Annotated in this window: 10 protein-coding genes; 4 read left to right on the top strand and 6 right to left on the bottom strand. The window is 38.0% G+C overall.

The genetic code is table 11. The features are described from left to right. The first annotated feature begins 200 nt into the window (after positions 1-200). Positions 201-1,487: a M23 family metallopeptidase gene (locus LVD51_RS09785; RefSeq protein WP_236971047.1), complete on the top strand. Its 1,287-nt coding sequence runs from the start codon at positions 201-203 to the stop codon at positions 1,485-1,487. 1,405 nt (positions 1,488-2,892) lie between these two features. Here LVD51_RS09785 and LVD51_RS09780 read toward each other — a convergent pair. The 6 genes from LVD51_RS09780 to LVD51_RS09755 form a co-directional block, all read right to left on the bottom strand. Next, positions 2,893-4,164, bottom strand: a complete 1,272-nt coding sequence (locus LVD51_RS09780; RefSeq protein ID WP_236971046.1) for a 3-keto-disaccharide hydrolase — start codon at positions 4,162-4,164, stop codon at positions 2,893-2,895. 109 nt (positions 4,165-4,273) lie between these two features. Then, on the bottom strand, positions 4,274-5,938 hold the full coding sequence (locus LVD51_RS09775; RefSeq protein ID WP_236971045.1) for a glutamine--tRNA ligase/YqeY domain fusion protein: 1,665 nt from the start codon (positions 5,936-5,938) through the stop codon (positions 4,274-4,276). Positions 5,939-5,961: 23 nt separating this feature from the next. Next, complete coding sequence (argS, locus tag LVD51_RS09770; RefSeq protein WP_236971044.1) at positions 5,962-7,803, bottom strand: arginine--tRNA ligase; 1,842 nt, start codon at positions 7,801-7,803, stop codon at positions 5,962-5,964. Between the two features lie 82 nt (positions 7,804-7,885). Next, the gene (locus LVD51_RS09765) at positions 7,886-8,449 is read right to left on the bottom strand and encodes an RsmD family RNA methyltransferase (RefSeq protein ID WP_236971043.1); all 564 of its coding nucleotides are present in this window, start codon (positions 8,447-8,449) and stop codon (positions 7,886-7,888) included. Beyond that, positions 8,446-9,186: a hypothetical protein gene (locus LVD51_RS09760; protein ID WP_236971042.1), complete on the bottom strand. Its 741-nt coding sequence runs from the start codon at positions 9,184-9,186 to the stop codon at positions 8,446-8,448. Before LVD51_RS09760 ends, LVD51_RS09765 begins: the two co-directional genes overlap by 4 nt. After that, complete coding sequence (locus tag LVD51_RS09755) at positions 9,187-9,777, bottom strand: hypothetical protein (protein WP_236971041.1); 591 nt, start codon at positions 9,775-9,777, stop codon at positions 9,187-9,189. It abuts the gene before it with no gap. A gap of 134 nt (positions 9,778-9,911) precedes the next feature. Between LVD51_RS09755 and tsaD the strand changes: the two genes are divergently transcribed. The 3 genes from tsaD to cysM all read left to right on the top strand — a co-directional run bounded on the left by tsaD (position 9,912) and on the right by cysM (position 12,850). Continuing rightward, complete coding sequence (gene tsaD / locus LVD51_RS09750) at positions 9,912-10,922, top strand: tRNA (adenosine(37)-N6)-threonylcarbamoyltransferase complex transferase subunit TsaD (protein ID WP_236971040.1); 1,011 nt, start codon at positions 9,912-9,914, stop codon at positions 10,920-10,922. Positions 10,923-11,118: 196 nt separating this feature from the next. Further along, positions 11,119-11,949 (top strand): serine O-acetyltransferase, encoded by an 831-nt coding sequence (locus LVD51_RS09745; protein WP_236971039.1) that lies wholly within the window; start codon positions 11,119-11,121, stop codon positions 11,947-11,949. 13 nt (positions 11,950-11,962) lie between these two features. Continuing rightward, positions 11,963-12,850 (top strand): cysteine synthase CysM, encoded by an 888-nt coding sequence (gene cysM, locus LVD51_RS09740; protein ID WP_236971038.1) that lies wholly within the window; start codon positions 11,963-11,965, stop codon positions 12,848-12,850. Positions 12,851-12,877 lie beyond the last annotated feature (27 nt).

Here is a 12,877-nt window from a genome sequence, read left to right as displayed (position 1 = left end):
TGAACATGGATATTGAGATATCTTTATCTTAATCGATGAGGAATGGCTAGAAAAGTGTTAAATCTTTAACTCTTTGAAGACCATATTTTTATTTTTATCGTTTGAATCAAGACATTAAAATTTTGAAATGAAAATTGTTAATGCACCTAGATACAAAAGGAAGTTTTTGTATTATTATCTTTAATTTAACCAAGTCATATATGGGATTTCCACTAAAACGAGCCAGCACAAAGCAAATTATATTTGGATGCATTCTATTAGTTACTATTACTTTTGGTGCCAAGCAAGAAGGTTTCTTTCCTTCATCTAATCAAAACAGTATATTGGTATCTACTTCACTACCCATTACTATTCCCAAGTACGAATTCAATATCAACACATCGGGCTACAATATTGAAGAAGCTGTTATAAAAAACGGCGAGGTATTATCTGAAATTTTTGCAAATATTGGGGTAGACAATAGTACATTATTATCGATTTTGGATGCCAACAAAGATGTATTTGATGTACGCACACTTAGAGCCGGTAAAAAATATAAAATCTTAAAGGATTTAGATACCGATGAAGCCAAGTATTTTATCTACGAACCAGATAAGATCAATTACTTGGTATTCGATCTCGAGGGAAAATCCGAAATTAAACCGGGACAACGAGCAGTAGATACGGTAAGAAAAGAATTTGTAGGAGAAATCAATTCTTCTTTGTGGAATGCTTTTTCGGATTACGATATCGAATCGGAACAAATACCTGTCCTCACCGCGAAAATGGAGGACGCTTTAGCTTGGTCAGTGGATTTTCACCACATTCAACCCAAGGATCAGTTTAAACTCATCTATGAAGAATTATATGTTGAAGGGGAACTGGTAAGTATTGGTCAAATGGAAGCCGCATGGTTTTCGGCTAGCGGCAAAGAATACTACGCTATAGGATTTGACAATGGTCAGTACGACGGATATTATAACCTTGAGGGTCGACCTATGAAAAAAGCCTTTTTAAAGGCCCCAGTAAAGTTTTCTAGAATATCTTCCCGTTACAACATGAATCGATTCCATCCCGTTCTCAAGACCAGAAGACCCCATCTCGGAACTGATTATGCGGCACCATACAACACTGAAATATATGCGACGGCCAACGGCGTTATTGAAAGAATTGGACGAACAGGTGGAAATGGAAACTACATAAAGATCAAACACGACAAAACCTACTCTACTCAATATTTACACATGAACAAATTTGCCAAGGGTATGAAAAAAGGCGTTCATGTAAAACAAGGCGAAGTCATCGGTTATGTAGGATCTACTGGCTTGGCTACCGGACCTCATGTATGCTATAGATTCTGGAAAAATGGCAAGCAGGTTGATCCTTTAAGAGAAAACCTCCCAGAACCTGCCGTTATGGACGATAGCTATATGCCAGCCTTTAACAAGGTTAAGGAAGAATACAAAAAACAATTGGACAATATTTCATTAGACAGATTGCCTTCTTAAGATAGGTTATATATGATAGTATCTATACTGTCGTTGGGATTTAAATACCAATTGCGGTAATAGTTGTCGGTTACATTTATCGGTTATTTTTCCAACTATTTGAAGATTATACATCGAAAGATGACCGAATGAAGTTGCTCAATAGAGCAACCATTGATCCTAAATATGACTGAACGTAGTTGCCCTTTAGGGCAACCAAAGGTCGTAAATCGACCTTTGGTGAAGATGACCGAATGTAGTTGCTCTATAGAGCAACCCGATGGACTAAATGTCCATCGGATGAGGGAACCGAGGCCACTGTGCTCCGGCGTGACTGCAACATAAATCCTATGGAAAATTCCACTGTGTCGAGGCGTGATTACACCGTCCATCGACAGCAAACATAATTTTTCTATCAAAATCACAGATTTATGTGAATTGATTGATACCATGAATGGTTATGCTCATGGATTTGTCACACTTTTTGCCGAAATAATCATATTATATCTAGTATCATTGAATTAAAACAATGATTATCTGTCCAAGAAAGCCTATAGAGCAAAAAGTCCGCCAAATCAACATTGTTTGATGCCAATACCGTGGGTTTCACCCACGGCTATTAGACTACGTCCTTTCAGGACTTATTTATAAAGATGTCTGGGTATGACTGAGTATTCTATGATAGAACCTAATTAATTAAGCTGTTCATTTTACAAAAGGTTCATCTCGATTGATTACTGCATAAAGACGTAGTTGCTTGGTCGCTTACCTTTTAATTCATTTTGAGGACATGACCGAATGAAGCTCGAAGAGCCAAATGCCTTAAATAGGCATTTGATGAGGGAACCGAGGCTAGATGCCGAGGGTGGGTTGGCCGTGCGTCTCATATATTATTTTTGGAGACGCAAGGCATTGCGTCTCTACGTTAAGGCGTGACTGCAACGTAATTCGATAGGTTTTTGGCCAATGTTCCCGGCGTGATTGATCTATAATTCATCATTATATGGTCTAAAGTACTGAAAAAATTTTCACATGGATTTGTCACACTTTTTGCTCAATTTGTCCTCCTATATAATTACAAAAATTGAAAATATTATCTCTTCAAGTCAGAAGATTGACAATGCAAAAAGTCCGCCAAATCAATGTTGATTAATCTCCAATACCGTGGGTTTCACCCACGGCTATTAGACTACGTCCTTTCAGGACTTATTTATAAAGATGTCTGGGTATGACTGAGTATTCTATGATAGAACCTAATTAATTAAGCTGTTCATTTTACAAAAGGTTCATCTCGATTGATTACTGCATAAAGACGTAGTTGCTTGGTCGCTTACATTGTCAGTTATAAACGCATTTTACATTAGATACACTAAAAAAGCCCCAAAGAATAACTCTTTGAGGCTTTTCAATATATTTTAATTTGATATTACAACTCTTGTACTACCAAATCTTTCCATCTTACTTTAATACCACCACCACTGTGGATTTGAAGGGCAATTCTACCTGAAGCGGAACCGATTAAGTCATCCTTTAAGGATGTCATCAATTCTCCATTTAACCAAGTATTTACTTCGTCACCCTGAACTTTAATCCTCATGGTATTCCATTCTCCCATCTTCAAGAATCCCTCCTTGTCTTCAGGAATTTGATGCAACCATCCTCTTCCGTATGATTCGTAGATACCACCGCTATCGTGTCCCGGAGGAGCTACTTCCACCTGCCATCCAGAAATCTTAACTTTGTCCTCGATAAATGATCTAAAGAAAATTCCACTATTGCCATTGGCTTCTTGTAAAAACTTTACGCTTAAATCAAAGTCATTGAAATAACGCTGTGTTGCAAGATAACCATAAGCTTCATCAGGTCCACTTTCGCATACCAACTCTCCATCAGCTACATACCATTTTTCAGTACCGTAAACTTCCCATCCACTGAGATCTTTCCCATTGAACAAGTCAAATTTTTGTGGTTTACGGGGCAATTCTTTCACCTTCATATTGCGATACCAAGTTTTGGCACCGTGATCTTGAATTGAGAAATGACCTCTGTGAGCCAATCCATATTCACGAGCATTCTCCCATTTTCCAGAATTCTTACGCTCAAACCAATCTTTAGTCCACGCTTCGAACTCTACAATTTTTTCGCCGTTTAACCAGTGCTCTACATGGCCGTTATCAAATACAATTTTAGAAGTATTCCATTTTCCTACTGGCATCAATTTCTTTTTCTCGGGATCGGCAACATGCATGGCATAATCTGCACCAGTCAACTGCCAATCTTCCAATTCAGCTGGAAAGCCAACATCGTCTAATACTTGGTATTCAGGTCCTGTAACATAAGGGACTTTATATTGCGGTCTCTCTAAGGCATGATAAATAACTCCACTGTTGCCACCTTCTGATATCTTCCAGTCAAAAGTCAATATAAAATTTTCGTATTCATCTTCTGTAACCAAGTAACCGTTGCCATCACTCCCTTTGCCCAATGCGATGAGTTGACCATCTTCAACCGTCCAAGGTCCACTTACACCTTCTCCTTGATAGTCTCTCCAGCCATCCAATGATGTACCATCAAACAATAATTTCCATCCTTCTTGTTGCTCCGCTTCTGTCAATTGATTTGGCGCTGGTTCGCTACAGGCGAAAAACATTCCACTTATAGCTATAAGGAGAAAAAATAATCCTCGCGTTCGTTTCATAAGTTAAATTCTTTTTAAAGGTTACAATTAAATTATTTTTAAAAGTAATTAATTTCTTAGTTATGTTGGCAGAAATCGTTAAAAAAACTAGACATAACCTTGTCTATAACTACTTCTTCTGCATTTTGGACCACGAATCTTTAAGAGTAATTGTTCTATTAAAAATCAAATGATCATCGCTAGAGCTCGGGTCTAAAACAAAATATCCCTTTCTGAAAAACTGAAAATAATCACCGAGCTTAGCTTTGGCCAAGGCCGGTTCCACCAAAACATTTTCTACAATACTTAAAGAATCTGGATTGACAAATTCTAAAAAATCTCTATCACCGTGTCCATCAGGCACTGGATCCATAAACAATCTATCATAGGATCTTACTTCGACCTTTTGGGCATGTAAAGCGCTTACCCAGTGCAATGTTCCTTTGGCTTTGATGCCTGAGGTATCAGAACCACTTTTACTCTCGGGCACATAGGTACAATGCAATTCTTTTACCTCCCCACTCTCATCCAATATATAATCATCACAATGTAAAATATAGGCATTCTTCAACCTCGTATGTCTGCCCTTGGCCATTCTAAAATATTTTTTCGGTGGATCGATCATAAAATCGTCACGCTCAATAAATATTTCGCGACCAAAAGGAACCAATCGGCTACCGGCATTTTCATCCTCTGGATTGTTATCTGCTGGCAACCACTCTTCTTCTCCCTCAGGATAATTGGTAATCACCACTTTGAGAGGATCCATCACAGCCATGACACGAGTAGCTATGGCATTGAGATCGGCTCTCAAACAAAATTCAAGCAAGGAAATATCGATGGCATTGTCCCTTTTCGCTACCCCTACTTTCTTGGCAAATTCTCTAATAGAAGCTGGAGTAAATCCCCTCCTACGCATCCCGCTAATGGTAGGCATTCTCGGATCATCCCAACCTGAAACAATTCCCTCTTCCACCAATCGAAGCAATTTTCGCTTACTGGTAATCATATAATCGACATTCAACCTTGCAAATTCGATTTGTCGAGAAGGGAATACCCCGAGTTGTTCAATAAACCAATCGTATAACGGTCTATGATTCTCAAATTCCAAAGTACACAGTGAATGGGTAATGCCTTCTCGAGCATCAGACATACAATGCGCAAAATCGTACATTGGGTAGATATTCCAATCATTGCCCGTTCTGTGATGGGCCGTCTTTTTTATTCTATACATGACAGGATCCCTCATATTCATATTGGGACTAGTCATATCAATCTTGGCTCGCAAAACCTTACTTCCCTCATCGTAGACTCCGGTTTTCATTCCCTCAAATAATCTCAAGTTCTCTTCAACCGATCTATCTCTATAAGGACTATTCTTTCCAGGTATATTTACATCGCCTTTTTGTTCGGCCATTTCTTCTGAGGTAGAATCATCCACGTAGGCCAACCCTTTTTTAATGAGTTCTATAGCGTATTGGTACAAATCATTGAAATAGTCTGATGCGAAATACAAACGATCTTCCCAATCAAAACCCAACCATTGGATATCCTTTTTGATACTTTCTACGTATTCCGTGTCCTCAGTTGTTGGATTGGTATCATCAAATCTCAAATTCGTAATACCGTTGAATTCCTCTGCTATTCCAAAATTAAGACAGATAGATTTGGCATGGCCAATATGTAAATAACCATTGGGCTCTGGAGGAAACCGCGTAATGACTTTACCACCGTGTTTGCCATTGGCAATATCCTCATCAATGATTTGTTGTATAAAATTTCTAGACTCTTCCATCCTATTAATATTTTTTATATAATTTACATTTTATCGGGCATTTCAATCCCCAATAATTTCATTGATCTTTCCAATACCTGAGCCACACCTTTACTCAATTCAAGACGGAACAATTTCGCGTCCTCTGATTCTGCAGACAAAATGCGATGTTCATTGTAAAAACGGTGATATGTTTTGGCCAATTTATAAGCAAAATTAGCAACTATTGACGGATCGTATTCCTGAGCTGCCTTGTTTAATTCAATCGGATACTCAGACAACAATACCAATAATTCCTTTTCTAATGAAAAAGGTAGGTAATCGACATTTAATCCATTGTCAGACACTTCATCCATTTTTCTAATAATAGACTTAATTCTCACAAAGGCATTTTGGATATAAGGTCCAGTCTGACCTTGCATATCTACAGATTCTTTGGGATCAAATATCATTCTCTTTTTAGGTTGAACTTTGATCATGTGAAACTTCAGCGCTCCCAGTCCTATTTTCCCAAAAATTTCTTCTTGCTCCTCCACTGGCAAAGTCCCGATCTCCCCTTTGTCCGTCGCTATATTTTTTGCCTCTTGCTTCACTTCCTGCATCAAATCATCGGCATCGACTACTGTCCCTTCTCTCGACTTCATCTTACCCGATGGCAAATCCACCATACCATATGACAAATGGTACATACCTTCGGCATAGGGTTCTTTCAATATTTTACTGATTTGAAACAACACATCGAAATGGTAATTTTGCTCATCGGCCACTACATAGATCATACGATGGGCTTGATAATCTTTATACCTCATATGAGCTGTTCCCAGATCCTGGGTGATGTAAACCGAAGTCCCGTCACTTCGCAACAATATCTTTTCATCCATTCCGGCATCGGTTAAATCCACCCATACCGAACCATCTTCTTTGCGATAAAACTGTCCACTATCTTCCCCTATCTGAACGATTTCCTTACCGTACAAATAAGTGGATGATTCATAATAAACCTTATCGAAGCTCACGCCTAATTCTTCATAGGTTGACTCAAATCCTTCGTATACCCATCCATTCATCTGTTTCCACAGACTGATGGTCTCTTCGTCATTGGCCTCCCATCGCAAAAGCATATCCTTGGCCGCTCTTCCCAATACGCTGTATTGATTAAAATAAATATTCTTAATCCTTTTGTAAAAACCCTCGGCTTCTTCTCCTTCTTTTTTATCCTTACTATATACTGCTTTGCCCTCATCGGACTCTTGCCAGGCTTTGTATTCTTCTTGAAACTTTTGTTCGAATAGCACATAAAAATCACCGACAAAATGATCTCCCTTCACTCCCGAGTCAGCAGGACTTTTACCTTCTCCCCACAGCTGCCATGCCAACATAGACTTACAGATGGCAATACCTCTGTCATTGATTATTTGGGTTCTAATCACTTCGTAACCCCGCTCTTTTAAAATGCTGTATGTAGACCAACCCAATAATATGTTTCTTATATGGCCTAGGTGAAGTGGCTTATTGGTATTGGGCGATGAAAACTCTACAATGACTTTTTCGCCATTAGCAGGAGCACTTCCATAGCCCTCTGTTTGACACACATATTGGATAAACTCTGTCCATAACTGAGGATTTAAGGTTAAATTTAAAAACCCTTTTACCACATTGTAAGACTGGATTATCCCTTTGTTTACTAATTCATCTCCAATTTCACCCCCCATGACTTCGGGTTTTTTCCGAACCTTAGGAATTAAGGGGAATAGCACCAAGGTATATTCGCCTTCGAACTCCGTCCTTGTAACATTCAATGTAGGACTGATATTGTCCCCGTCTAATTGATATAATTGAACCAGCGTTTGAAGAATTTCTTTTTCTAATATTTCTCTAACCCACATAAATTAAAATTATTTAAAAAGCAAAGGTAAAATATCCAATGACAATCGACCTTTTAAGCTTAAACTTTTTACGATAGTATACTTACTCCTCTTCTTCTTCGACATCATCGAATGAAAAAAATGAAAAATAGGTTCCTCCATATTTTCTCACCTGTTCAAAATGAACTTCATTCTTGAAATCGTGATCTTGATTGTGTTCCAATACAAATAAGCCCCTGGGCTTTAACAATCCGTGTTTAAAGATTAAGGGTGGAATTTCTGGGATTCTTTTTAAGGGATAAGGCGGGCCGGCAAATATAAAATCGTATGACTTATTGATGGATTGAATAAATTTAAACACATCGCTCTTGACTACGGTAATATTTTCTTCTACTCGAAAATCCTTTGCCGTCTTTTTTACAAATTGAACACAGGGTCCATGTCTATCTACATAAGTCACCTGTGGACAACCTCTCGATATAAATTCATAGCAGTGATTGCCAGTTCCTCCGAATAAATCCAACATTTCTACTTCAGAAAAATCAATCCTGTGTTGTAGTATATTATATAGACCTTCCTTAGAAATATCTGTAGTCGGTCTGGTAGGCCAATTGTTAGCCGGTGGATAAAATTTGCGACCTCTTAGAGATCCACTAATAATTCTCATAAACTTTCTATTGCTATTTCCGGAAAATAGGGGTATAGCGATTTGTGAATGGGTATCTTATTCAATGCAATATCCTCTGGGGTAATTAATTCCTGATCGGGAAAATTACTATTTAAAAATTCTGGTAATTCCTCTAACTGCAAAAGATCTCCAGAAACAAATATTGATTCCAATTCGGCCTTATTGGACATGGTAGATTGTGCATTGAACAATATATAATAGAAAACATCCATAGTTTTACTGACGACAAAACTCGTAGCCGTGAGCATAGATCTACCCTTGCTAATGGATATAAACAAAATATTTCTTCTCAGGTGGAACCAAATTAGGTGTCCCCCTTGCAGTTTAAATAAATTTCTCGAAAGATAACCATGCATTTGTTCGACTACATGATGATGAGAAACCGAACATTTAAAAAATTCTTGATGGTAATACAACAAACTAGGCAATCGATCTTGGTTGTAGTTTAATACTCCATCTTTTAAAAGCTCAAAATTCTGGTCGGTAAAGCAGAGATTCACTTGACTAATAGAGGAGAAGTCGATTTTACTCTGGGTATAATGTTCTTCGAGGATGGATCCTATGCTTTTATTAAGATTTTCACCATCTTTTAGAGAAACCACATCCAAGGCTTGACTATTAGATCGACTATATAATATAGAATATAGGCTATCATTAAATACAATTAATGATAGCCTATTCTGATAAGTATTCGTTTTTGTAGACGTATACTTCATTTATCTATCCCAGCTACCAGCTGTGGTTGGTTTAGTCATGTCACCAAACTTTATAACATTATCTGGGCTGTACCTTTGATCGTACTTGCTGTATTTGATATCAGCATAAGGTCCCATAAAGTTTTTGTAAGGTGTTTTTACTTCAATTACATTTACCAATGTAGATTTGAAAGTCATAGTATCGGCATCCATATCAAAGGTCTTACCCTCACTATAAGGTACATATTTCAATGAATCGAGATTTAAGCCCAAAGCTTTAACCGTATCGATGGCATTTTTATAAGTAGTATCCCTTACCAATTGTGTAGGGTCAAAATTAGGATCATCTGGATCACCTACAATGTTGATAAATCTCAACTTTCCTGTAGTTAATGTGTCTTTCAACTGACCCCAGTCTTTGGCATATGAACCATTGGTTACGTCACGGTACAATTCCTGTGCCGTACGAATTTTCATTAATTTTCGGATGATTACAGATTCCCTTTTATCCAATTCTGCTTTGAAATCAATAGGGGTTCGAATACTAGAGTATGTCAAGTATCCGAAAAGCACTACGGCGGCTAATAGAAGAAGGTTAATTACAATTCTCATTTCAATTTTGATTTTGTACGATCAATTTATGCAATAATAACATTTTTATTAAAAAAATTTAAAATTGTTCGCTGCGATTCATGATTTATTTTTCTAAAATGATGATTTTTACACCTCATTAAGATTAATAAATTATGTCTACCATTATACTCGGCATAGAATCATCGTGTGATGATACCGGAGCGTCTATTCTTATAGATGACAAAATTGCCTCAAATGTTGTATCAAGTCAAATTGTTCATAAAAATTTAGGTGGTGTAGTCCCAGAACTCGCTTCCAGAAAACATATTGAGAATATAATTTATGTCGTAAATCAAGCGATCGACCAAGCTCAAATTAAAAAATCAGACCTCTCGGCCATCGCATTTACCAGAGGACCTGGATTAATGGGTTCATTGTTGGTGGGGGTATCCTTTGCCAAATCCATGGCGGCGGCACTGTCCATACCCATTATTGAGGTCAATCATATGGAAGCCCATATACTGGCTCTTTTTATCGACGAACCTCGACCGTCCTTTCCCTTTCTCTGCCTAACCGTATCTGGCGGACACACACAGATTGTCCAAGTCAATGGACCGTTGGAAATGGAAGTATTGGGTAAGACCATTGACGATGCAGCAGGAGAAGCCTTTGACAAAGCGGGTAAATACCTAGGATTACCTTATCCCGCTGGTCCTCATATAGATCGATTGGCACAGACAGGGCAAGCAAAATATACCTTCCCCAAACCTCAGGCAGGGGGATTAAATTTTAGTTTTAGCGGGTTAAAGACGGCTGTACTGTACTTTTTGCAGAGAGAAATGAAAAACAACAATGAATTTATTTCTGAAAATTTGGCCGATATCTGTGCTAGCTTACAATCGACCATCGTCGATATACTAACTGAAAAACTCGTAGAAGCCAGCGCCATTACAGGCATTCGCTCCGTAGCCATCGCAGGTGGAGTCAGTGCCAATTCCGGATTGCGAACCAGACTGAATGATATGGCAGAGAAAGAAGGCTGGAAAGTATACATCCCCAAACTCGCCTATTGTGTGGACAATGCAGCCATGATAGCCAAAGCTGGACAATTTAAATATGAGAAAAAATTATTTTCCAACTTCGATCTTACTGCCGATCCAAGGCTAAAAATAGTTTCTCCATAACTGAGTTAATGTGAATATTTATCAAGATCATTAAACAATTTATACAAAATAAGTATTCATAGTCTATCATTAGATAGTAGGATTATACGTTATTGTTTAATACCTTTATTAATATTATGAGTTGTGAATAATAAAATGAAACACAATTCTTCTGTTTCCCTGTGGATTTTTATTAAAATAATAGATGTAAGCTTTTATGAAATACACATTTTTAGAGACTCTTTTTAAGGAACACCAAAGACTTAGGAAAATGCCTTCACCAGATGTGGTGTGCAAGCTAATGAATATGTCTTTAGAAATGTTGTTTCCGGAATTATCCAACCAAGAATACAAAAGTCTTGAAGAATTCAAAGGCCAAATGGACGAATTACATCAGGACTACATCTCAATGTTTCAATCCCTTCATTTAGATACTTCTCCTGAAGAGTTGGCACAGAAGGTATTCGATCAAATTCCAGTATTAAAGGCCAAATTAGAAATGGATGCCGAAGCCATATGTAAAGGGGATCCAGCGGCCACAGACACCAAGGAGGTCAAACGATCTTATCCCGGATTTTATGCCATTGCTGTATATCGTTTTGCTCATTTACTTCACAGTTTGAAACTTCCTTATATACCGAGGATACTCACTGAATACGCACACAGTAAAACCGGAATAGACATTCATCCAAATGCAGTAATTGGAGATAGTTTTTGCATTGATCACGGATCTGGCGTAGTTATCGGAGAAACTGTAGTCATAGGCAATCATGTAAAAATATATCAAAATGTGACCCTTGGAGCATTGAGTGTCGACAAGACCTATGCGTCTATCAAGCGTCATCCAACTATAGAGGATCATGTCATTATATATTCTGGCGCCACCATTTTGGGAGGAGAAACCATTATCGGTGAGCACAGTATTATAGGAGGTAATGTATGGCTCACAAAGAGTGTACCTAGTCATTCTAAAATATACTATCAACCCAATTTAAAAAACAATTCGAAACATTCAATCAGTAATTCTTCCAACATACTAAGCGATTAAAAACTACTATAATATGCAAGGCATTTTAGACCTCATAGGCAAAACACCTATGGTTAATATAAAGGACAGTAATATTCCCAATGATATTCAATTATTCGCCAAACTAGAAGGCCAAAACCCCGGCGGCAGTGTCAAAGATAGAGCAGCCAAAGAAATGATTATGGCTGGATTAGAGTCTGGCTTACTCAACTCCCAAAGTCATATTGTAGAGGCCACCTCTGGTAATACTGGTATTGCTTTGGCTATGATAGCCAAATTGGTAGGTTTGGATATTACCTTAATTATGCCAGAAAATTCCACCGTTGAGCGCGTCCAAACCATGAAGGCATATGGTGCCAATGTGATTTTGACTCCAGCCGAAAAAACAATAGAATACAGCAGAACCCTGGCGGAAGAAATGGCTCAAAAGGACAATTACGTTCTCCTCAATCAATTTGGAAATCCAAACAACTATAAAGCTCACGTCAAAACCACGGGACCGGAAATCTGGGAAGACAGCCAACATAAAATCACTCATTTTGTAAGCAGTATGGGAACTACAGGAACGATAATGGGAGTATCTAGATATTTAAAATCACAGAACAACGATGTTCAAATCGTCGGTGTTCAACCTTCAGCTGGCAGTAGTATTCCGGGTATTCGCAGATGGTCTCCAGAATTTTTACCTGCAATATATGAAGCGGATCGAGTTGATACTATCATTGATGTTTCTAAGGAGGAAGCCATAAGTCATATGCACATACTTGCTCAAAAACACGGTATTTTTGCCGGCATGAGTTCAGGCGGAGCATTTGCAGCAGCCTTAAAACTTATTCAACAACTAGATGGACCAGCTACCTTGGTATTTATAGTATGTGATAGAGGGGATAGATACCTATCGTCAGGTATTTACGATGTATAGGGTTCTCGGAGATTAATAATGAAGAGG

Source organism: Membranihabitans marinus (assembly GCF_021729155.1).
GTDB lineage: Bacteria > Bacteroidota > Bacteroidia > Chitinophagales > Saprospiraceae > Membranihabitans > Membranihabitans marinus.
Note: the sequence above shows the minus strand (reverse complement) of the source record. Positions and strands in the feature narration are given on the sequence as shown.